This is a genomic window from Robertkochia flava (assembly GCF_020166515.1).
Lineage (GTDB): Bacteria > Bacteroidota > Bacteroidia > Flavobacteriales > Flavobacteriaceae > Robertkochia > Robertkochia flava.
The window spans coordinates 190,209-213,654 of sequence record NZ_JAINZT010000002.1 but is presented as its reverse complement, the minus strand read 5'-3'; the positions used below and the strand labels follow the sequence as shown (position 1 = coordinate 213,654).

Genomic DNA, 23,446 nt, shown 5'->3' with positions numbered 1-23,446 from the left:
TCACAATTAATAAGTTCGCGTCATATCTTCATCCACCACCAGGATGTAATCGGCTTTGCCTTCGTGTTCTTCCTTGAGCTTACTGATATCGTCCTGAAGCACGGTAGAAAAGGTTACGATTTCCAGCTCCGGCCTGGCCTGTTTGATATACCACACGATGCCTTCGTAAAAGTCAGAATGATAGGCGCCGTTATAGTGGACGAAGACCGCATTGTTTTTCATATTCTCCAGGATGAAGTGCGCCATGGTGGCATCTTTGGTGGACTGGGCCATCACCAGGGTCTGGGAGCCGTGACCGCCCATCATTTCCAGGATCTTGCGGTAGGTGGGCAGGTCGGGGTCGAAGGCCATAGGCAGGGGCGCCATCCAGCTTTTTTCCTGGTCGCTCAGGCTGTCCAGTACTTCGAAGCCGCCTTTGTAAACCATATTGGCATAACGCCTTGGAATATTCGTAGCGATAAACTTCAGCTTGTTGTCCCGGGCGTAATTTAAAAGGGGCGCATAATCTGTAGGATAATTGGGCCACAGCCGGGCAAGGGAGTCCAGCGCCTTTTTGTCAATTTTCTTTTCCAGGTATTGGGATACCTCCTCCTGGTTGTCGGCCTCGAACATCTCGGCTCCCAGCACCAGGTCTTCCTTTTTATGCAGGTCTTTGGTGATCTCCAGTTGCATCCAGTGGGCTATAGGGTCGTTGTGCAATTCCCCCAGGAAAACCAGTTGCGACCGGGACATATCACGCAGCATCTTATTGTAACGAACCTTTTTTCCTTTGGCAGTATAGATCCTGAACGCTTCTTTCTGGGCAGACAGGGTTAGGGAGGTAAGAATACAACAACTCAGGAAGATTAATTTTTTCATGTACGGGGTTTCATTTTCGGTAAATATAATCAAGCTGTAAAAATTTTCGCCCTTTGTCACAGATTATTGCCGCTTAACAGAATGCTAAGAAAAGTTGTAATGGGAATTGTTTATTTTCATAATTCACTAATTCAGTCTTTCATGAGAATCTCAACTCCATGGTTGCAAAACCTATGCATCTTCTTCCTTTGTGTTTCCGTGCAAATGGCGGCAGGGCAAACCTTTGAGCAGTTTATGCGTGGCCAGCCGGTGATCGACGTACACCTCCATTTGTATCGGGGCGACACCCGGAGTGAGCATTATAACCCCGACCATCTTAACAAAGGGGAGGCCCTGGACAGCCTCCGGGAAGAGTGGGTTATGGGTACCCTCTCCAGGAACCAGGTGGTGTTGGCCATTGCCGGTGGAAGTCCGAAATATGCAGGAGAATACGCGGAGGCCGATACCCGGATCTGGGCAGGGATCACCTTTCCCTGCAGCGCTATGGTCGACCGCGACTGGCCCTGCGAGAAGGATTTTATGACCTATGAAGAGCTACGCGAACTTTATAAAGAGAAAAATCTCCGGGCCATGGGAGAGACCCTGTTCAATTACTACGGAATACCCCCCACAGACCCCCGACTGGAGCCATACTGGCGCCTGGCCTCAGAACTGCAGCTGCCCATCGGCGTGCATGCCGATGCCGGTCCGCCCAGCGTGAATGAAAAGGAACGCCCCAATTACCGCCCGGATTATGCCAATCCGGAATTGCTGCGCCCTGTGCTTCAAAAATACCCAGACCTTAAGCTCTATCTCATGCACTTCGGCGATTCCTATTCTGAACAGGCCATAGCCCTGATGAAAGACTTTTCCGGGGTATACTGCGATATCAGTGCCATCTCCCTCTACCAACCCCGGCAGATCTGGGAGCCCAACCTCAGAAGGCTTTTCGCCCAGGGGCTTGGAAACCGGCTGATGTTTGGTTCCGATTTTGAGGGGACCATCGAAGAAAACCTTCGGGTGATCTTTAATATCGGATGGCTAAACGAAGCCCAAAAAAGGGATATCCTGTATTTTAACGCCGCCCGGTTTTTAAACCTTTCCGAAAAAGAAAAGCATCAGCATCATTCGGAGGTGGTTTCCATGATGAAAGAGCAAAGATGAAAGAGCAAAGACTACAATCCATCATTTATAATTCATCATCTATAATTAAACGAGCAAGGCTCGTTTTACTTACTCCCTTCTTAGCACCTTCAACGGCGCACTTTTGATCACCCCCCGGCTGTTGCTCCATCCGATAATCAAAGTGAGCAGGGTAATGCCCGGGAACAGCACTACAAACGGGAACCATGACGGCACAAACGTGGTGTCGAAGGCAAAATAGGCCAGGAGCCAGCAGCTGATCAGCGAAAGCAGGATCCCGATGAGGCTTCCCAAAGCTCCGAGATAGAGATACTCCAGGGCAACGATCCTGGTGATCTGTTTTCCCCTGGCACCCAGCGTCCGCAATAAGACGCTTTCCCGGATGCGCTGGAAACGGGTACTTCGTATGGCGCCAAACAGGACAATGATCCCGGTGATGATACTGAAGGAGGCTATAAAATTGATGATCCAGGAGATCTTACCCAGCAGGTCCTGGAGAACATTGAGCAGTTGTCTGAGGTCGAGCACAGAAATGTTCGGGAAGAGTCTTACCAGTTGCTGCTGGAATCGTGCAGAAACATTTTCATTCCCGGCCTTGGTGGTAAACACTCTGAACTGGGGCGCATTTTCCAGAATTCCCGCCGGGAAAAGGATGTTGAAGTTGGGCTCCATCCGGCTCCAGTCGACCCGGCGCACACTTTTTATCACTGTAGGCATGATCACCCCCTGCACGTTAAAGGAAATGCTGTCGCCCAGGGAAACATTGGCATCGTCAACAAAATTTTCACTTACAGAGATCGGGATCACCCCCTGGCGATCTGCAGAATCGACAAAAGCACCTGATATTAATTCCTCAGAATCCACCATATGATCGCGGTAGGTGGTGCGAAACTCATGGCTCAGGATCCACCGGTTTACCTCATTTACGGTATCTCTTCTGATCTCATTTACGGGTCTGCCTTTAATGCTGGCAATGCGCATGGTTACAATGGGAATATCGCTGATCACATTCATCTCATTCCCCTCAATAGTTTTCGTTACCCCCTGTCGCTGGTCACTCTGCACATCGAGCAATACGATGTTCGGGTTGTTCTGCTGGTCTTCCAGGGTGGCCTGGGCCAGAAGCATGTCTTTGGTAAAATACAGGGTCGAGATCAGGAAGCTGCCCACGCCGATGGCCAGAATGAGGATCAGCGTCTGATTCTGCGGACGGAACAGGTTAAGCAAACTCTGCCGGGCTTCAAAATTCCAGTGTTTAGGGAAATACCTTTTAATGCCCTTCATAAAAAGATGGGCTGCTCCACTGAGGATGGCAAAAGTAACGCCAATGCCGATCACGAACCAAAGGGCGTAACGGGCATTGTCGAGTAACCATAGCGAGATCAGGAAAATACTCAGGAATATGGTGCCAAATACCCCCCATGCCCATTTTCGGGAGAGGGAACTTCCGGCGGCCTGTTTTCTTAGGGTTTGTAAAGGCGATACGCCAAGGGTGGTGAGCAGCGGGTAGAGCGCAAAGAGTACGCTCATGATGACTCCCAGTAAAAGTCCGCTAACCACTGCCGGTACCGAAACAGAAAGGCTGAGGTTTACCGGTAACAGGTCTCCAAGAAAATACGGGAAGAATTGTTGTAAAAGGAGTCCGACCCCAACGCCGATGATCCCGCCCAAAAATCCCATAAAGGCGATCTGAAGGAGGTAGATCATAAAGGTTTGCCGACGGGTGGCCCCCAGACATTTCAGTAAGGCTACGGCGCCCAGTTTTTCCTTGATGTAAATATGGATGGAGCTGGCAATACCAACGCATCCCAGTAATAAGGCGATGAAGGCTACCAGGTTCAGGAACTTCCCGAAATTCTCGTAGCGCCGGCCTAACCGGCTGCTGGTGGAGGTGTGGGTGTCCAGGTCGGCATTTTCATCGTCGAGCATGGGGTCTACCGTCTCATCTAAAACCTCCAGGTCGGCTGTAGTGTCTTCAAAATAGAATTCGTAATCGACCCGGCTTCCCAGTTGTACCAATTGGGAGGGACCGATAAAGCGGAAGGGAATGATCACGGGGGGTGCGATAGCCCCAAACATGGAATTGCTTCCCGGTGCTTTTTTCAGGGCCCCCAGCACGGGCAGGCTGATCTCTCCCAGGTTGATGGTGTCTCCCGGCTGTATATCAAACTGCATCATCAGGGTGGCATCCATCAGGGCACCTCCCTTTTGCTGGTAATCCTGAGCAGCATTTTCGGGGGTGGTTTCCAGGCTGCCGTAGAAGGGGAAACCTCCTTCAATTCCCCGTACCCTTACCAAGCGGGTCTGATCTGTGCCTGAGAACGAAGCCATCGAGGCAAAACTCACCTCGCGGGCATCAAAACCCCCCAGGGAATCCATCAGAAACTGTACCCGTTCGTTGGGCTCCTTATCACTGTCAATGATATAGTCGGCTCCCATAAGCTCTTTAGACTGGAAGGCGATGTTTTCTTTGAGGGTATCGCTGAATGATTGTATGGAAACCACAGCTCCGATACCGAGAATGGTGGAAGCCATGAACAGGAGAATACGCCCCCAGCTGGCACGTCCGTCCCTCCATGCCATTTTCAGTAACCAGGAGAATCCTGCCTTTTGCTTTTTAGGTGTATTCATACGGCCGTTTCATTTTTCATGAGTTTTCCGCCTTTTAGCCGGATCATATGGTCGGTCATTCTCGCCAGCTCCATATCGTGGGTAACGATCACCAGGGTGGTTCCGGCCTCTTTATTCAGTTCAAAAAGCAGGTCGGTCACCTTTTCCCCTGTGGCCTCATCCAGGTTTCCTGTGGGCTCATCTGCAAAGAGAATAGCGGGTTTGTTGGCAAATGCCCTGGCCAGGGCTACCCGTTGTTGTTCTCCCCCGGAAAGCTGGTTAGGATAGTGGTCCAGGCGATCGCCGAGACCTACTTTCTCCAGAAGCGTTCTCCCTGTGGTTTCTGCATGTTTAACCCCCAGTAATTCGAGGGGCACCACGACATTCTCCAAAGCCGTAAGGGTGGGTAAAAGCTGAAAATCCTGGAATACGAAGCCTACTTTTTCATTTCTGAGGATGGCGCGCTCGTCCTCCGTGAGGCTGCTCAGGGTTGTTCCGCAAAGGGTAACCGTGCCGCTGTCTGCTATATCCAGTCCGGCACACAATCCGAGTAAGGTGGTCTTTCCCGATCCGGAAGGGCCAACAATAGCGAAGGTAGCCCCTTCGGGAATGGAGAATGAAACATCGTTGAGAACAGTAAGTTCCCGGCTTCCGCTTCGATAGGACTTTGTGAGATGATCAACTTTTAGTATGTATGCCATTTTTGGTAATTTGCAGAGATATAATTAACAGAGGGGGGGTACCCTCTTTAAAACAGAAATCAGCGTGAAGATAAGAAATTGGCATTGCATATGGGTGAGCCTGGTATTGATACTATTTATAGGGTGTAAGGAGAAGACTGATAATAGAGAATCGGAAGTCGGGAATCGGGAGTCGGAAGTGGAAACAACCCAAAGCCCGAAAACCGAAAAGGCGGAGGATTCCCGGAGTTCGGAATCAGTGACCGTCAGGGAAGGCACTAAAACCATCCTGTTCTTTGGAAACAGCCTTACTGCCGGGATGGGGCTCGATACCCAGGAGGCTTTCCCTGCAGTGATCCAGGAAAAACTGGATTCTCTGGGGCTGGACTACCGGGTGGTGAATGCCGGGTTAAGCGGGGATACCACCGCCAGCGGACTCAATCGCCTGGGGTGGGTGCTGGAAAACCCGGTGGATGTCTTTGTACTGGAACTCGGCGCCAATGACGGATTAAGGGGTATACCCCTTAGTGAGACCCGGAAGAATCTCCAGGCCATGATCGACAGGGTCCGGGAAAAATACCCGGAGGCGACCATTATCCTTGCGGGTATGCAGATCCCCCCGAACCTGGGGCCCGAATACACCACAGAATTTCGGGAACTCTATCCCGAATTGGCAAGCAAGAATAACCTGGAGCTTATTCCTTTCCTGCTGGAAGGGGTAGCCGGAGACCCGGAACTCAACCAGGAAGACGGTATCCATCCCACGGCTAAAGGCCAGCAGATCCTGGCGGGGAATGTGTGGGAGGTTTTGGAGGCGATAGTTCGATAGGGAAATAGGGATATAGGGATATAGGGATATAGGGATGTGGGGATATAGGTTGTTAATCTTCGAATCTTTTTCTGAGCGCCTGTTTTTGTTTGTACAGCATTTTCTGAATGGGAGTAAGAGATTCAGAAATGAGTTGAGAAGTTTGAGCATACTTAAGGCGTTCTGCTATTTTCAGTAATGTATCTAACTCGGTGGCTGATGCTGTAGCAATATCCAGGAATCTGATATATTCCTTTGAGCTACCACGTGCGGATCCCTCAGCTATATTCGTTGGGATAGAAACAGCAGCTCTGTTTATTTGCGAAACCAGACCGTATTTTTCCTTATCTGGAAGGGAATCGGTGAGTTTATAAATAAGGGTTACCAAATCCATGCTCCTTTTCCAAACGTCCAATTTCGTGTGTATCATTTAATATCTTTTTTACAAAGATATAGAAAATAATCTATATATTTACACATCCCCACATCCCCACATCCCCACATCCCCACATCCCCACATCCCCACATCCCCACATCCCCACATCCCCACCTGCCGATTTACCGGAAGCAATATTCGCTAACATTTACTATATTTATAACACGCTATAAATCAAATAGTTGAAACCGGAAGTCTTCCCGTTTAAAAACCTAACAAACCCCTAACACACGCTTAACCGTAGGATGAACCACGGGTACTATACTTGTACTATAATACCTGCTAAATGAAGTAAGATGAAAAAGAAAAATCTACTCAACTACCGATACGGAATCGCCTTTGTTTTTGTTCTCGCGACCCTGGCCTGGGCCTGTTCCAATGATGACAGCAATGATCTGGAGGCCTGCGGATGTAATTTCTACCCGGAGATCAACCAGTATTTACCCGAACCCCTCTCTGCAGATGATGTGATCGGAGAGGACACCTATTACAGTGGGGAGGATTTGCGAGCGCTTAACAGGGAGTGCCTGGAAAGATGCCGGTAGTATCTTAAAATTTTGAAATGAAAAAAAGGCCCAACAGGCCTTTTGGTGTCTTCACCGTGTTTGAATTTAGAATTTCCGCAAACTGTCATTTTCTGAAGCCGGAACTTTAGGTTGTCCCCGCATTTGCCGTAAAAACTCCTGCCGGAGCCGCTCCATTTCATTTACCAGCTGGTCGATGTCGGATTGGTCGATCCATAAGGAATCATTGCGGAGGTAGTCTTCCAGCTCCTCCATGGAATAGGGAGTGTCATACTGCGGATGGAGGCTGTCGGCCCCGAAGATCTGGGAGAAGAACGGATCGTTCTTGAAAAACTCCTCCATGTCCCTGCTAATCGGGTCGAGCATTTCCGGGATCCCCTTAAAAAGGCTGTCGATCATTTCCTGGCTGAATTGTTCCGAGGCATCGTCGGAGGTGTAGCGGTACACCGAATCATACCGGATGAGATTCCCGTTCTCGTCAAATTCCTTATGTACCTGCCAGGACCCCTGTTTGTCTTTTTCCGGGGGATTCTGTGTCCATCCCGGAAGAATAAAACCACATGCGAATAGTAGAAAAAATATACGTTCCATATGTCATGATGTTTTTACGGATTCTCTGTAAGTAAGTTACTGAAAAACTGTAATTTTTAAAAGCTAATCATTTGGTGTTTAAGACTTTAAGTGTCTTAATTTTTTAAGGTTGGGTTCGGTGCTCCCCCGTTTTTTTTGTATTTTAAAGGACAACCATCCGATCCCGGTCGTGATAAACCGGGTTTCCATTCCGATTACCAGCCCTTTTTAGAATATCCGCTCAGAATCCTGAGGGCGTTTGCAGGCTTTTGTAAAACCTTTCCCCCTGAACTGTTTCCTGTTGCCATGGTTCAACCTTGAAAAATTCTATTATGGCCAAGAAAGTAACACGGAGTGATCAGTCGAAAAAAATGTTTGGGTTTGAAGTGAATCCCCCGGTATTTTTCACCTCCACCTTTATTATTATTCTCAGTATAGCGCTCACCCTGATCTTTCGGGAGCAGGCTGAGGTTTTCTTCCTCAAGGTACAAACCAGTGTGGCCAATAATGCCGACTGGTTCTTTATCCTGTCTGTAAATATTTTTTTAGTATTTCTTATCTATCTCGCCATGAGCAAATACGGTGGGATGCGCCTAGGCGGAGATAAAGCCCGTCCGGAGTTTAGCACGGCCTCCTGGTTTGCCATGCTTTTTAGTGCCGGGATGGGAATAGGACTGCTCTTTTTCGGAGTGGGAGAGCCGGTGATGCACTTTCAGAATCCGCCCTGGGCGCCTCCGGGAACGGCTGAAGCCGCCCAGCAGGCGATGAACTTCACCTTCCTGCACTGGGGGCTGCACCCATGGGCCATCTATGCCCTGGTAGGTCTGGCGCTGGCATATTTCACGTATTCCCGCGGTCTCCCCCTCACCATTCGGTCGATCTTTTATCCATTTCTCGGGGACCGCATTTACGGAAGGGCGGGGGATCTTATCGATATCTTTGCCGTGCTGGCAACCCTTTTCGGGTTGGCCACCTCCCTCGGATTCGGGGTGCAGCAAATCGCTTCCGGACTCAATCACGTTTTTGGGATTCCCAGTGGGATCAACACCCAGATGATACTTATAGGCGGTATCACAGTCATTGCCACCACCTCGGTAGTGCTGGGGGTAGACAAGGGGGTAAAGGTGCTCAGCGAATGGAATATGAGAATCGCCCTGCTCTTGCTGGTACTTGCCCTGGTGCTGGGTCCAACCATTTTTATCCTTCGGTCTTTTGTGGAGAATACCGGGAGCTACCTCTTTAATTTCCTCGAGATCGCCACCTGGAGCGAAACCTTTACAGGTACCTCCTGGCAGAATGCCTGGACGGTATTCTACTGGGGTTGGTGGATCGGATGGTCCCCTTTTGTCGGGATGTTTATTGCCCGAATCTCCAAAGGGCGAACCATACGCGAGTTTATTCTGGGAGTATTGCTGGTGCCTTCCCTGGTTACCTTTTTCTGGATGTCTACCTTTGGTAGCTCAGCCATCAAGCAAACCCTGGATGGGAAATCGGCCCTGGCAGAAGCGATTAACTCGGATATCGCAACGGCACTTTTCGTGTTTTTCCAGGATTATCCCCTGACCATCGTGATCAACATCGTGGCAGTACTGCTCATTGCCGGATTCTTTGTAACCTCTTCCGATTCAGGGTCCCTGGTGATCGACAGCCTCACCTCCGGCGGAAAGATCGATTCTCCCGTAGCCCAGCGTATATTCTGGGCGGTTACGGAGGGTGCTGTGGCGGCGGTATTACTTTTAGGGGGCGGATTACAGGCCCTGCAAACTGCCACCATTGTAACGGGACTCCCTTTTGCCGTGATCCTGCTGATCATGTGCTATTCCCTGTTCAAGGGATTGAAGGAAGATTATGTCAAGATCAAACAAAAGCAGTCTCAGCAACAGCTGGAGAATTACGAAGAACTGGTATCTGAGATCATATCACGACGGTCTGCAGTGAAGAATAAAAAATCCAAGACGCATGAAACCGATTAAAAAACTTCTGGTTGCCCTGGACCTGTCTGAGATGGACAACGACCTCTTGCGGTATGCCGCCTTCCTTGCATCGCATTTGCATCCGGAACTGGTCGTATTTGTGCATAATATCAAAAAATACGAGATCTCAGAATTGTTTAAGGATCAGCTCGCTGATATCGATCTCGACCAGGTGATCAGTGAGGAACTGGATGAAAAAGTAGCCCGCAACTTCAAGGCCGATGTGCCCACCGAAGTGCTTATTTCGGAAGATCCCTATACCGAAGCCCTCATTAACTATGTAGTGCAGCGCTATACCATAGATCTTCTGCTTATCGGTAACAAGAACAACCATGTTGGCAGTGGGATTATTGCAGATAAATTGCTGCGAATGGTTAAATGCCAGATCCTCCTGGTGCCGGAGAACCCGGTGCTGAGTATGGACCGGGTTTGGCTGGGGACCGACTTCTCCGCCGCATCCCGGAAGTCCTTCCTCCTGGCAAGATACCTGCAGTTGCATATGGAATCTGAGATCTCGGTGATCCATGTGTATAATGTGCCTATACAATTTTCGCCTTACCTGGATAAGGAGGAAATGATTCCGAGGATCGAAAAACACATCGGCGAAAAATTCAGGAAGTTCCTGGTAAAGGTGAGCATGGAAGATGCCCCTACCCGGGTGGTTCGGGGCCGAAACACCAGTGTGGCCCAGAAATTAGTGGAGGAAGCCCGGCGGGGGAAGGCCGATGTGCTGGTGGTAGCCGATAAAGGAGGTAATATCTTTTCGTCTTTGCTGGTAGGTAGCGTTACCGACGAGCTGTTCAGGAGTGTTTTACCTTTTCCGCTTTGGGTGGTTAAGTGATCCCTTCTGTCAGCGCATTTGCGCTGACATCTTTCCCTTATTAAGGGGAAGGAAAAGTTGTGTTAATTGGGATATGAGCAATGGAAGGCCTGTTTTGCCGGGCCTGTCTTCAATGTCATACCAGGCAGATAGGCTGGTTTCCATTTGAGAAGTAATGAGCAACAGGTGTAACATTTCCTTAATTCCATTAACTAACAATTACATCAATCAATGATCAATCTTATGAAAACAATTCTTTTAGGGATCTTACTGTTTCCGGGGATATCTCCGCTTTTTGGCCAGGAAGACCTTACCGCCACCATCAAAAAAATGGACAGCCTTTATTTTGCAGCCTACAATGCCTGTGATATGGAGACCCAGGCCAATTTCTATGATGAGAACATTGAGTTTTACCACGACAGTGGCGGATTGGCGACCGATAAGCAGGCATTATTGCAATCCATCCAGGATAATATCTGCGGAAAGGTGAGCCGGGAATTGCTTCAAGGCAGTATTGAAGTGTCACCCGTTCCGGGATTTGGTGCGGTGGAGATCGGTCAGCATTCTTTTATTAATCATATGGAAGGCGACAGCAAATCGAAGCCGAGTAAATTTGTGGTGATCTGGAAAGATACTCCTGAGGGCTGGAAGATCTACCGGGTGATCAGTTTGCATTAGAAAGTTACATGTTACGGGTTACAGGTTACAAGGGGGGCTCTCCCCATCATTCCGTAACTTCATAACCTCATAATTTTATAACCGTGTCAACCCTTTCCGATCTCATAGAAAAAGCCAAAAACCTCACAACCCCCGAACCCATCTCCGGGGAGCAGGTAAAAATCGCATGGAATGATCGATATATACCGATATCAAACCGGGAGGAGGCTTTCTATTTTTTATGTGCTGTAAACCTGCTCAATGCCGCCATAAAACGTAAGGCATTCAAAAAGGAGATCCACTACGGAGGTATTAAAAAACCACTGGCGCTTTTTCTGATGCAGTTGATAGAAACCAATGGGAAATACGTGGATGACTTTTATATGAATCCCGAAGAAGGCCCCTGCTTGTATGTGGAAACTTTTGGTTTGCAATTTACTTTTCACAATGTAAACGCAAAGGAGGAAGCCATACAGAACTTTATGGACAGTGATCGCAACCACATCAAAGACTGGAGAGGTATCCGGCTGCAATGGATCGCGGGAGAGTTGTTTGAGATAGGGTTAGAGATGAAGCGCCAGTAACTGATCCGACTCTTTTTAGAATATTAAGAATCAACATGACTTTTACCATCTGCCCGTGGATCCTTCTCCCATTCAACTATATAGTAAAAGGTGCTTCTACAATGCCTGGTGGTTCTCTTTACCAAGAAGCCCGTAACAAACAGCCGTAAACAAGATCTGATGGCTAAAAGGGCCAGGGAATAATCTACTAACCACTCCCGACTAACCACTAACTACTCCCCACTATCTACCTACAAACATTATTGATATACTGATATTCCAGGCGGTAGGTCTTGTTGTAATCTACCAGGAACCTTCCGGTGCTGAACTGGCAGTTAAACTCGAGAGTATCGCCTTCATCTACTAAATGAAAGTCATTTTTCGGAGCTTTTGCCGGACTGCAGTTAATGGGTTTTGAGAAATCTTCAAGGCGGTTCTGTGCAATAGCATTCACTTCCGATTTCAGATCTTCGAGTAGTTTCGTAGAACTCAGGGATTCCAGGAGCTGCTCGTCGGCTATAAATTCGATATCCCTTCCTATCACCTTTCCGGAACGGTATACCGAGGCGCTGTCTATCGCGTATTCCCCGCGAAAGAAAGTGTGCACATAAGCGATCTTCACAAAATTAGCATCCTCTTCAAAAACAGCATTGGTGTATTCCGGACGAATTTTCGTGGAACCGGAATGTACCAGGAAGGAATCTATGGGTAATTCCCTTTTGTCGTACCAGATCTCATGACGCTGGTACTCATACCCTTCAAATGCCTCCCCTTCGGTGATGCGTTCGGCCTGTAAACAGTTGGAGTACATGGTGGCTTCTTTGGCCACATAATGGAATCCGTTGCGCTCCCTGAAGAAAGGGATCTTATATTCTTTTTCCAGGGTCCATTTGCCCTGGTATTTGTAACAGGGATAATAACAATCTTCGGGAAGTTCCTTCAGTTTTACATACGGATTGATATAGTGATTTTCAAAACTCCATTTCAGCATATCAAAACGCGACGCTTCCTGGGGTTGGTTTTCAGCGATCACTTCCGGGGTGGTGAAATACGGAATGGCAAAATACAGGGTAGAAAAGGTCAGAGCCAGAAACAGGATAGCCGGTAGCGGGCTGCGTTTTTGTTTTTTAGGAGCTACTACAGGAGTGGTTCCGTCTGTCTTTAAAGAGGCCAGTTCGAGGGATCGCTCCACGTTTCGCACGGCTCTTTTAAATTCACCCTCAGAGGCGGTTCCATTGATCAGGCGGGAAAACTGGGAGTCGCTGTAAAAGAGATCCCGGGCAATTTTAGAATTGCTCGTCGATTCAAATTTGTTCTTCTCCTTGTTGAAAGAACCGTAGAGTTGCTCCAGTAATTCAATGAATTTTTGGTGCAAGACACTAATATTATCCTGGTTGTTCATAGCCTGTAGGTGATTGGTAGACAGTACAAATATTGCTAAAAATCACTAAAAATTGATAAAAATTTTTAAAACAAAAGTTTAACCCCTCCTTTTTTATATAATTGGCAAAATTATGAAGTGATTTTTGCGGTATTCTCGACGAAAGAGACCGTTGTTTAACCAGAAACTAAAACCTAATACGAATGAATTTTTGCCTTAAAAAGACTTTCCTGGTGCTTGGGATTTTGATATCCCACATCAGTTTGGCCCAAAATCAACAGATCATAACGGGTACTGTCTATGATGAAACACAGATCCCTTTGGCTGGGGTGAGTGTTATGGAAGAAGGAACCAGCAATGGTACGGCCACAAATTTTGACGGAGAATTTTCCATCACCGTTTCCCGGTCTGATGCGAAACTTGTATTCTCTTATCTTGGTTTTCAAACGCAAACGATTGCGTTAAGCGGGGTGTCTTCTCCACTTAATGTAACGATGACCACAGATGTTACCACCCTGGAAGGCGTGGTTGTAACTTCCCTCGGTTTCGAAGAGAAGAAAGATGAACTGGGGTATGCCAATACCCGGGTAGAAGGAGAGTCGGTGGTACAGGCCAAGGAATCCACCCTGCTTAACGGACTCCAGGGGAAATCTTCAGGGGTGCGGATCTCGAGAAACTCGGGCGACCCGGGAGCAGGATCCTACATCCAGATACGGGGTCTTTCCTCTATTACCAGAAACAGTCAGCCGCTTATTGTGGTAGACGGGGTGCCAATTAGTAATGACATCAGGGGAAACAGCGACCGAAGCGGGGTGTCTCAGCAATCACGTCTGAATGACCTGAACCCTAACGATATCGAGAGTGTATCTGTTTTAAAAGGTGCTTCTGCTGCAGCCCTCTGGGGTACGCAGGCTCTGGGTGGGGTGATCGTGATCACCACCAAGAGCGGGAAATTCAATGAAAAACTTTCTGTAAGCTACCAGAGTACTTTCTCCTATGACGAGATCAATCGCCGTTATCCGCTGCAAACCAAATTTGGTCAGGGAGATAACGGGGTGTATAACCAGCGCGCCCGGGATTCCTGGGGAGACAAGATCGCTGACCGTGCCGGAGGAGAAGATGAGTTTGATACTTCCGGAGAGTTTTATGTAGATCAGGACGGGGAGGTGTACTACCCGATCATCAATAAGAATTCACAACGCATCTATGACGATGCCAATTTTGACCAGGTTTTCGACAACGGATACTTTTTTGAGAACAATCTGAGCCTTACCGGAGGTGGAAAAAATACCTCTGTGTTTTTCAGTATCGGAGATCTGGATCAGAAAGGGGTTATTAAAAACAACTCCGATTACCGCAGATCTACCGTGCGCTTTAATGCGAAGCACCGATTTAACGATTGGCTGCGGTTAAAGTTTACCTCCAACTATGCGAGAACAAGTTCGAACAGAATACGAAAGGGTGCGAGTTCTTCCGGGCTTTACCTGGGACTGTTAAGAACCCCGGCAGATTTTGACATCTCCGGATATCGTGGGGATTACTACAGTTCTCCCGACGCCTCTCCGGTAGCCAACAGGCACCGATCCTACAGGGAACCTCTGGGGGCCGACAATACCGCCACCTATAACAACCCTTTATGGACTATTAACGAGCAGGAGAACCTGGCCGTGGTAGACCGGTATATCACTAACGTGGAATTTACCGCTTCGGTTACTCCATGGTTAGACCTTATCTCGAGAACAGGTCTGGATCAGTACACAGAAGAAAGATCCCAGTTCCTTACCCCCGGTTCTGCAGCGGGAGAATTCCGCGACGGGTATATGGATGTTTCCCTGGCCCAGAACACCATCCTGAACACCACCTGGATGGCCAAAGCCGATTTCCGGCTTACAGAAGACATTAACCTGGACGGAATTTTAGGCTTTAACTATTTCTCGGAAAGAACAGTGGTAAACTCGGCCACCGCTACCAATTTCATCCAGTTCATCGATGTAGACAGCGGGATCAGGGATCTTAGCAACTCCCTGCCGGAAAATATCCAGTCTGGCTATGGAAGCGGAAGCGAAAGAAAGGCAGCGGTATTTTCTACCATGAACCTTTCGGCTTACGATATGCTATTCTTAAATGCATCCCTGCGAACAGAAGCGGCATCGACCTTCGGACAGATGTCTTCAGACACATTTACCTTCCCATCGGTATCCCTGGCCTGGCAATTCTCGGAATTGTTTGAGAGCGGCAATGGATTTTCCTTTGGTAAGTTCAGGGCTTCCTACGGGGAAGTAGGGGTAGAGCCTGCGCGCTACAATACCCTGAACAGGTATGTACAGCCTACCTTCGGAGACAACCTCGGAGGAGAACTCAACCTGGGGTTATTCGGAAACGGAGGCTTTGTGCCCAGTGCAAGTCTTGGGAACGATCAGCTAAAACCGGAGCGTAAAAAAGAATTCGAGGTTGGGTTAGACCTGAGGTTCTTCAACAACCGCCTTTCCCTGAGCGGAACCTATTTTGACAACGTTACCGAGGATGTATTGTTAGACCTTGACCTGGCCAACTCTACCGGATTTGCCCGTATCTATGACAACGCCGGGGAGATCACCAACAAAGGTTTCGAAGTGGACATGAGCTACCAGATCATTTCAAACAGCGACTGGACCTGGGAACTGGGTGGTAACTTCACCAGCGTGAGAAACATGGTTACGGACCTCAGAGGAGTGAGTTCCCTAAACCTGGGCGGACTTGATGCAGTAAGTTCCAGGGCGGTGGAAGGACAGCCCCTGGGAGTGCTTTGGGGATCAAGAAGCCTGAGGGATGAAAACGGAAACATTGTTTTTGATGAATACGGTTTCCCGGAACAGGATCAGACCGAAGGTATTATCGGTGATCCTAACCCGGACTGGCAGGGAGCCCTTACCAGTTCGCTTTCCTATAAAGGTTTTAACCTGCGTGTATTGTTTGAGACCTACCAGGGAGCAGACATTTATGCCGGTACCAAATCGGTACTGACCGACCTGGGTCGCTGGTCGACCACGGCCAACGAAGTAACGGCCACCAGGAATTATTTTGAGGCCAACGGGAATATTATCAATATAGGGGAAACCTTCCGTGGAAATGTAGGCGATTTTGGCGCCGGTCCTGTAGCCCTTACCGAGACATGGTATAATGGCGAAGGTGGATTCTTCGGAGCAGGTAACGATGAGCTTTATGTGGAAGACGGATCCTGGAGTCGTATCCGGGAGATCGCCCTTACCTATAACTGGAGTTCGGAATGGTTGAGAAAGGCAACGGCCCTGGAATCGGTTCAGTTCTCCCTGATGGGAAGAAACCTGTTCCTCTGGTCGGAGTTTGAAGGAAACGACCCCGATACCAACCTTTCAGGGGTAAGTGCTGCCCGGGGAATCGAATACTTCAACAACCCGGGAACCAAGTCGTATGTATTTAGTTTAACCCTGAACCTGTAATCTTAAAAAACCGATGAAAATGAAATCTCTATTATATAGTTTAGGAGCTGCTTTATGTCTCTATTCCTGCAGTGAAGCAGTAGGAGATATTAACCAGGATCCTAACAGCGTAACCAGCAGCCCGTATGACAATATCATTACCGGGGCTGAGGTAGGAAACATTGTACTGCAAACCGGAGAATCTGCCAGGAGGGCAGGGATCTTCGCCGGACAATTCACCGGGATCGATCGTCAGCACCTCGGCTTTTCGCAGTATTCTGTAATTGCCAGTGACTTCGATCCGCTGTGGTATGCAGCCTATGTCAATACCATCCGAAATGCAAAGATCGCTGAGGAGATCATTCTTGAAGAGGAAGAGGCTGCTCCGGTGGCCCAGGGAATTACCCAGGTAATCCAGGCCTATGCCTTTGGTACGGTAGCCTCCCTCTTTGGAGATATTCCTTTCTCTGAGGCCGTGGTGGAAACCATAGGAGATCCGGTTTATGAAGATCAGGTAGCCGTTTACGCCCAGGTACAGAACCTGCTGGATGCTGCTATCGGGAACCTGCAGACCGGAACCGGAAGACCTCAGACCGGAACAGACATCTATTTTGACGGGAATCCTCAGAAGTGGATCGCCGCTGCCTGGACCCTGAAGGCGCGCTTTTACAAGCACACCGGGCAATATGCTATGGCGTACAGTGCTGCCCAGAACGGGATCGCTGATCCGGCCGACAATATGAGCGCTCCTCACGATGAGGCACAGGAAGAGAACAACCTCTACTACCAGTTCTTCGCAATAGAAACCCGTGGGGCAGATCTGGTGGTGTCTGATTTTATGGCCAGCCTTATCGATCCGGGAGTTGGTAACCCTATTCCTGCAAACTACCGCGGAAACGCCAAGACCGATGAGACCGGAAGATTTAAATTCCTGCTTACAAAGAACAGTGTGGGTATACAGCCCAATACCAATAACGGTTATGCCGCCCTGGATGCTTCAGCTCCCCTGGTTACCTTCGAAGAGAACATGCTGATCCTGGCCGAAGCCGGATTGCGTTCGGTGGATTTCCAGACAGGACTTAACCACCTGAACAGCTATCGAAACTACTTGAACGGAGGAGGGTATATGACCAATGCCGATGCAGCTGAAGTGCTTTATGAAGCCTACGTTGCCGCCGATTTTGACAACGGAGGGATAGAGAATGCAGACGGAATTGCTCCTGCAGATGCATTGCTTCGCGAGATCCTGGAAGAGCGGTATATCACCCTGTTCGGACAGATCGAGCCCTTTAATGATACCAGGAGAACCCTTGGGGAAACCAATGCACGCGTTAAGGTAATGCCAAACGTAGGAAGTGAATTGCCACAGCGATTCCTGATCCCGCAAACGGAGGTAGACAGAAACGAGAATGCCCCGAACCCCATCCCTGACTTTTTTGAACCAACAGACGTAAATCAGTAAAAATGTCGCTGACGCATATGATAAAGATTTTTCTCAGGATGTCACTGTGCATGGCCTTGCTCGCGCTTACAATTGGGCAGGCCAATGCGCAGGACAATGACGAACGAGCGCTTTTTGTAGGGAATAGTTTTACCTTTTTCTGGAACACTCCCCAGCTGGTGCAGGCCATGGCCAAAGACCAGGGGGTGGCTCTTTCCACAGCACAGTCTACCGTTGGAGGGAGTAACCTGAAACAACATTGGGAGGGCGAAAAGAATACGGTAACCCGTAAACGCATGGACGAGGAATCATGGGATATTGTGATCCTCCAGGACCACAGCACCAGTACCATTGCCCATACCGAAAGGTTTCATGAGTACGGCGCGAAATGGATCGACCTGGTAAGGGAAAAGAAGGCTCAACCGGTACTTTTTATGACCTGGGCCTACGATTCCAATCCGCTGATGCAGGAAAAGATCACCAGGGAATATATGGCACTGGCCCAAAAAACCGGAGTCCGGGTGATCCCGGCCGGCCCCGTTTGGGAAAAGGCCAGGGCTGCCCGTCCGGATCTGGACCTGTTCTTTGACGACAAACACCCATCGCCGGACGCGACCTATATGAACGCCCTGCTGATCTATAAAACCCTGACGGGGAAATCGGTTGCCGATATCCCGGACCGACTGTTTACAACCACAGCCGATGGTGAAAAGCAGTACCTCTGTTTTGTGCTTCCGGAGACCGGAAAATTCCTGAGAGACCTTGTAGACGGATTTGATGTAGCGAATTATAATTTGAAGAATTAATGAAGGATAGCAGAAAAAATATATTTATCATTCTCGGGCCCCTGTTGTTTTTTGCCATGCAGGCCCTGGACACCCCCGGCGGCATGCCGGATGCAGCCTGGGATGTGCTTAGCGCCGTAGTCTGGATCGCCCTGTGGTGGATCACCGAGGCCGTGCCGATCGCCGTTACCGCCTTGTTGCCTATTGTGCTCTTTCCGTTAACGGGAGCACAGGACCTGGCAAGTACCACGGCATCTTACGGGCATAAGTACATCTTTCTTTATATGGGCGGATTTATCCTGGCCATAGCCATTGAAAAATGGGACCTGCATAAACGTATTGCCCTGCATATCATTAGCCTGATCGGAACCAATGTGACCCGGATCATTCTCGGGTTTATGGTGGCCACCGCCTTTATGTCGATGTGGATCTCCAATACCGCAACTTCGGTGATGATGCTGCCAATAGCCATGTCTATTATCAGCCAGTTAAAGGACAACCCGGCCACGGAGGCAGATGAGAATAAGATCTTCGGAAAGGCCCTGATGCTCAGCATCGCCTATTCAGCCTCGATCGGGGGTATTGCCACCCTGATCGGTACGCCGCCTAACCTGGTGCTTGCCGGGTATGTGCAGGAGGTGTATGATATCGAGATCACCTTTTTCCAGTGGTTAAAATTCGGGCTGCCGATCTCGGTGGTGCTGTTGGCCATTTCCTGGTTCTACATTACCCGAAAAGCCTTTACTTTCAAGCAAAAGGAATTTCCGGGAGGTAAGGCCGAGATCAGGAGGCTGATCACCGAACTCGGACCCATAAAGCGGGAAGAGAAAATGGTGCTGGCCGTATTTGTATTCACGGCATTTTGCTGGATCACACGCTCTTTCCTGTTGCAAAAGTTCCTGCCACAGATAGACGACACCATTATTGCCATGTTTGCGGGAATACTGTTGTTCTGCCTGCCGGCAAAAGGTTCGCGAAGGCTGATCAACTGGAAGGAGGCCGTAAAAATGCCATGGGGTATTATGATCCTCTTCGGAGGGGGTATGGCCCTTGCTGCCGCTTTTGAGACCTCAGGTCTGGCGGTCTGGATGGGAAGTACCATGACCCTGCTTAAATTTCTTCCGCTGGTATTGCTGGTGATCCTGATCATTACCAGTGTGAACTTTATCACTGAGATGACCTCCAACCTGGCCACTACGGCCATGTTGCTGCCCATTCTCGCACCCATAGCCGTATCCCTTAATGTAAACCCGTATATCCTTATGGTAGCCACTACGGTGGCGGCATCCTGTGCCTTTATGTTACCGGTGGCTACTCCGCCCAATGCGGTGGTGTTCGGGTCGGGGTACCTCAGAATCCCCGATATGATCCGTACCGGGATCTGGATGAATATCATCTCGATCATCCTGCTGTCGGCATTCGTGTATTTCATACTGCCCCTGGTTTGGGGATTTGATCCCCTGGAACTCGGACAGGAATTTGTAAAAACAACAACAACTAAATAAAAACACCGTACTAATTAAAACTTTGATATGGAAAAAATGTCTAACCTTTTAAAGTATATCGCCCCGGTTTTTATCCTGGGTGTGTTTACCCTGATCGTGTCCTGTGAAGACGATGACGAGACCGTCATAGACGATACCAACCTTGTGTTCATGCAGGGAGCGCTCAATGGAGCCGAATTTAAGGATGGTGCCCAGGAGGTACTTACCAATGTGGATATCAGCCTGATCTTTTCCCATGAAATGGAAACTGCAAGGGTGCAGGATGCCTTAACCATTAGTGGGGGCAACGGAGCTGCTGATTTTACGGTAGGCTTTACCAATACCAACTCTACCCTGCAGATCACCAGCAGCAATGAGCTGGATTATGAAACCGCTTACACCATTGCCCTGCCTGCAGGTGCTTACGGAACCAAGGGGGAGGAGCTCAGGGATGATTTCTCCATCTCCTTTACCACAGAGGCTTTCACGCCTCCACAGGTTAGCCTTTCGGCAGATGCCATCGAAATCGAGGAAAATGCCGGGGTGGCTACCATCACCGCCAGTCTTGATAAGCCGGCAGACCAGGATGTAACGGTAGAATTCTCAACCGGAGGTATGGCGGTGGTCGACACCGACTATATCCTTGATCCGGTATCCCTGGTGATTCCCGCAGGAAACCTGGAAGCCACAGCCACCATTACCGCCAGGCTGGACAGTGAGGATGAAATGGATGAAGAGATCATTATCGGGATCGCTTCGGTAACCAATGCCGATGAAAACGGTACACAGCAACTGTCTATCCTGATCAAGGAACAGCCTGCTCCGCTTATGCTAAAAGGAGTAATGGCCATGACCTGGGACGGACAGGTTTCTACAAACGAAGGAAAAGCAGTACATCTCTATGCTAATGAAAATATCGCCGACCTGAGCGTTTACGGTTTGGGTATTGCAAATAATGGAGGAGGTACCGACGGACAGGAGTATACCTTCCCTGCAATTAGTGTGGCTGCCGGAGATCATATTCTTGTAGCCAGAGAAACGGCTGCCATCAGTGCGTATTTCGAGGGTTGTATCAACGAATTCGATCATGTACTGATGGATGATACGGGCAGTGTTTCCCAAAACGGGGACGATGCTATTGAGCTCTTCAGCAACGGAGAGGTGATAGAAACCTATGGGGATGCCAATGTTGACGGAACTGGAATGGACTGGGAATATTCAGGATCCTGGGCGTATAAGTTCGACGGGGAATGGATGACCGGCGGACTGGATTGTACTGTAGGGTCTTCTACAGCCGCGACTTCGGCTTGTCAGTATCCGCTTTGTGGTCCGGCAGTATCCCTGAAAGGAGTACTGGCCATCGAGTGGGATGGAAGTGGAACCAATGGCGGAAAAGCCTGGCACCTGAAGGTAATGAAGGATGTAGATGACCTGAGCATTTACGGAATAGGAGTAGCTAATAATGGTGGAGGTACTGACGGACAGGAATTTACCCTGCCTGCAGGTCCTGCCAAAGAAGGAGACGATATCCTGATCGCCAGGGAGCCCGGAACGATCTCGGCTTACTTCGGCAACTGTATCAACAGTTTTGAATTCGTGATCGATTCCCAGGATCAGGCCAACCAGAACGGAGACGATGCCATTGAATTATTTGAAAATGGAGTGGTTATCGAAACCTATGGAGATGCCAATATAGATGGAACAGGAGAACCTTGGGAGTATGCCGGTTCATGGGCCTATAAGATGGACGGATTCTGGACTACCGGAGGCCTTAATTGTGCCGCAGGAGCTACCAGCAATGCCGGATCCGGCTGTCCTTATCCGGAATGTCAATAATTTTAAGTTCAAATATTGGAAAGGCCGAAGAATTTTTAATTCTTTGGCCTTTCCTTTCTAATACCCAAAACTGATGATGAAGTACAGACTGATATGCCTTTTAGCACTGGTCCTGGCAATGACAGGTTGCAGTTCAGGAGATGAGGATCCCGGGGTGGAGAATATGTCCCTTTTTGGGGTTACCATAGACGGGGTCAATGCCAACACGAACCCTGAACAGATCCCCGGAAACACGGTGATCCAGCTGAATTTTTCGACCGGACTCGATCAGCAGGCATTTCGCAATGCGGTAAGTATTACCGACGGAAGCGGAGCGGTACCAATGCAGGTTAGTTTTTCGAACGCCTCTGCCACGGCAAGGATCACCCTGAGTGATCTGCAGCCGCTCAAAGAGCATACGTTTCAGCTGAGGTCGGGGAAACTCGGGGCAAAGGGTGAGCAACTGCCACAAGCGGTTACCTTTACCTTTACCACGGCCGCAGAAGCTGGGTACAGTGCCTGTACCACAGGAACTGCCGAATGCCTTAGAACCATGACCATAGATGTTAACGGTTCCAATTATGAAATGCAGTACTATAGCAACTACGACATTGACGGCGATCCTGAATTTGTCTGGAGTGACCTTGAAAACCTGGTGGTAGTGGTACACGGGCAGAACCGCGATGCCGATAACTATTTCCGGATCATGAATCAAACCATTGCAGGGACTGCGCTTCATGGAAAAACCCTGGTGGTGGCGCCTTACTTTAAAGATGCCGCTGCAGCGAATGCCAATGCCCTTTTCTGGGGGAGTAACTGGCGCTTTGGAGCAGATACCGGGAACACCGGTGCTGCCTTAAGTTCTTTTGCCGTAGTTGATGAGATGATCAGCAGGTTCTCAGAGACGGCCCGCTTCCCGAATATGAATACGGTTTTTGTAACCGGACATTCATCGGGAGCCAGCTTCAGTCACTATTACGGGATCTCCAGCGGCATCACCGCTCAACATCCGGATCTGAATTTTGAGTTCAGCGTGCTCAACAGCCAGTATTTCTTTTATCCAACCGATTACCGGTTTGATGAAGGTACCGGACAATGGTACATCCCTTCCGGATGTGCCGGTTTTGATTACTGGCCTTACGGATACAAGGTGGCACCTGCCTACCTGCAAACCACCGATAAAAATGCTGTAGTCCAGCGCCTGGGATCAGTGAATATGGTTCTTTTCCATGGCGAAAATGACACATCTACCACGGGAACCCTGAATACGAACGATTGTGAGGCGGTGTTGCTGGGAAGCGACCGGTTGGAAAGAGGGCGTAATTACAACAACTACCTCAACACCTATTTTCCGGCCAACAATTGTGATTTCACCATCGTGCCCAATGCGGCTCACGATGCCGGGGCCATGTACGGTTCCGAAGCGTTCACCCAATACCTGGAAGCACGGATTTCAAATTAAAGATTTCCTCTTTACATACC

The 23,446-nt window shown here is 49.1% G+C and carries 18 protein-coding genes and 1 pseudogene; 13 read left to right on the top strand and 6 right to left on the bottom strand.

The annotated features are described in order from the left end of the window. Positions 1-6 precede the first annotated feature (6 nt). On the bottom strand, positions 7-858 hold the full coding sequence (locus K7R11_RS01440; protein WP_224488078.1) for a ChaN family lipoprotein: 852 nt from the start codon (positions 856-858) through the stop codon (positions 7-9). Positions 859-999: 141 nt separating this feature from the next. Between K7R11_RS01440 and K7R11_RS01435 the strand changes: the two genes are divergently transcribed. After that, positions 1,000-2,001 carry an amidohydrolase family protein gene (locus K7R11_RS01435; protein WP_224488077.1) on the top strand — a complete coding sequence of 334 codons (1,002 nt, stop codon included), beginning with the start codon at positions 1,000-1,002 and terminating at the stop codon, positions 1,999-2,001. Positions 2,002-2,070: 69 nt separating this feature from the next. On the opposite strand, the gene K7R11_RS01430 is transcribed toward K7R11_RS01435, so the two are convergent. Both K7R11_RS01430 and K7R11_RS01425 read right to left on the bottom strand, forming a co-directional pair. Then, complete coding sequence (locus K7R11_RS01430; RefSeq protein WP_224488076.1) at positions 2,071-4,611, bottom strand: ABC transporter permease; 2,541 nt, start codon at positions 4,609-4,611, stop codon at positions 2,071-2,073. Further along, a pseudogene (locus K7R11_RS01425) lies at positions 4,608-5,249 on the bottom strand (ABC transporter ATP-binding protein); the annotation flags it as partial. The gene K7R11_RS01430 and the pseudogene K7R11_RS01425, both read right to left, overlap by 4 nt. 106 nt (positions 5,250-5,355) lie before the next feature. Here K7R11_RS01425 and K7R11_RS01420 point away from each other — a divergent pair. Then, entirely contained in the window at positions 5,356-6,099 is a 744-nt protein-coding gene (locus tag K7R11_RS01420; protein ID WP_410528189.1) for an arylesterase, read from the top strand. A gap of 52 nt (positions 6,100-6,151) precedes the next feature. Here K7R11_RS01420 and K7R11_RS01415 read toward each other — a convergent pair whose 3' ends face one another. Beyond that, a complete protein-coding gene (locus tag K7R11_RS01415; protein WP_224488074.1) occupies positions 6,152-6,508 on the bottom strand; it encodes a four helix bundle protein in 357 nt (118 codons plus the stop codon). A gap of 302 nt (positions 6,509-6,810) precedes the next feature. Here K7R11_RS01415 and K7R11_RS01410 point away from each other — a divergent pair, with 302 nt between their 5' ends. Beyond that, entirely contained in the window at positions 6,811-7,059 is a 249-nt protein-coding gene (locus K7R11_RS01410) for a hypothetical protein (RefSeq protein WP_224488072.1), read from the top strand. A gap of 66 nt (positions 7,060-7,125) precedes the next feature. Here the strand turns inward: K7R11_RS01410 and K7R11_RS01405 are convergent, their stop codons facing one another. Beyond that, positions 7,126-7,629: a hypothetical protein gene (locus K7R11_RS01405; RefSeq protein WP_224488070.1), complete on the bottom strand. Its 504-nt coding sequence runs from the start codon at positions 7,627-7,629 to the stop codon at positions 7,126-7,128. Positions 7,630-7,940: 311 nt separating this feature from the next. Here K7R11_RS01405 and K7R11_RS01400 point away from each other — a divergent pair, with 311 nt between their 5' ends. From K7R11_RS01400 to K7R11_RS01385, 4 genes are all read left to right on the top strand, one after another. Next, complete coding sequence (locus K7R11_RS01400; protein WP_224488068.1) at positions 7,941-9,581, top strand: BCCT family transporter; 1,641 nt, start codon at positions 7,941-7,943, stop codon at positions 9,579-9,581. Further along, positions 9,568-10,422 carry a universal stress protein gene (locus K7R11_RS01395; protein WP_224488066.1) on the top strand — a complete coding sequence of 285 codons (855 nt, stop codon included), beginning with the start codon at positions 9,568-9,570 and terminating at the stop codon, positions 10,420-10,422. Before K7R11_RS01400 ends, K7R11_RS01395 begins: the two co-directional genes overlap by 14 nt. Positions 10,423-10,644: 222 nt before the next feature. Then, complete coding sequence (locus K7R11_RS01390) at positions 10,645-11,079, top strand: nuclear transport factor 2 family protein (protein WP_224488064.1); 435 nt, start codon at positions 10,645-10,647, stop codon at positions 11,077-11,079. 83 nt (positions 11,080-11,162) lie between these two features. Further along, a complete protein-coding gene (locus K7R11_RS01385) occupies positions 11,163-11,642 on the top strand; it encodes a hypothetical protein (RefSeq protein ID WP_224488062.1) in 480 nt (159 codons plus the stop codon). 226 nt (positions 11,643-11,868) lie between these two features. On the opposite strand, the gene K7R11_RS01380 is transcribed toward K7R11_RS01385, so the two are convergent. Further along, the gene (locus K7R11_RS01380) at positions 11,869-13,023 is read right to left on the bottom strand and encodes a hypothetical protein (protein WP_224488061.1); all 1,155 of its coding nucleotides are present in this window, start codon (positions 13,021-13,023) and stop codon (positions 11,869-11,871) included. A gap of 182 nt (positions 13,024-13,205) precedes the next feature. Here K7R11_RS01380 and K7R11_RS01375 point away from each other — a divergent pair, with 182 nt between their 5' ends. The 6 genes from K7R11_RS01375 to K7R11_RS01350 all read left to right on the top strand — a co-directional run bounded on the left by K7R11_RS01375 (position 13,206) and on the right by K7R11_RS01350 (position 23,426). Then, complete coding sequence (locus K7R11_RS01375; protein WP_224488060.1) at positions 13,206-16,460, top strand: SusC/RagA family TonB-linked outer membrane protein; 3,255 nt, start codon at positions 13,206-13,208, stop codon at positions 16,458-16,460. A gap of 19 nt (positions 16,461-16,479) precedes the next feature. Further along, the gene (locus K7R11_RS01370; RefSeq protein ID WP_224488059.1) at positions 16,480-17,901 is read left to right on the top strand and encodes a SusD/RagB family nutrient-binding outer membrane lipoprotein; all 1,422 of its coding nucleotides are present in this window, start codon (positions 16,480-16,482) and stop codon (positions 17,899-17,901) included. 17 nt (positions 17,902-17,918) lie between these two features. Next, complete coding sequence (locus K7R11_RS01365) at positions 17,919-18,686, top strand: DUF4886 domain-containing protein (RefSeq protein ID WP_224488058.1); 768 nt, start codon at positions 17,919-17,921, stop codon at positions 18,684-18,686. Then, positions 18,686-20,170 carry an SLC13 family permease gene (locus K7R11_RS01360; protein WP_224488057.1) on the top strand — a complete coding sequence of 495 codons (1,485 nt, stop codon included), beginning with the start codon at positions 18,686-18,688 and terminating at the stop codon, positions 20,168-20,170. Before K7R11_RS01365 ends, K7R11_RS01360 begins: the two co-directional genes overlap by 1 nt. Before the next feature lie 36 nt (positions 20,171-20,206). Beyond that, positions 20,207-21,985, top strand: a complete 1,779-nt coding sequence (locus tag K7R11_RS01355; protein ID WP_224488055.1) for an Ig-like domain-containing protein — start codon at positions 20,207-20,209, stop codon at positions 21,983-21,985. 73 nt (positions 21,986-22,058) lie between these two features. Continuing rightward, a complete protein-coding gene (locus tag K7R11_RS01350) occupies positions 22,059-23,426 on the top strand; it encodes an Ig-like domain-containing protein (protein ID WP_224488053.1) in 1,368 nt (455 codons plus the stop codon). Positions 23,427-23,446 lie beyond the last annotated feature (20 nt).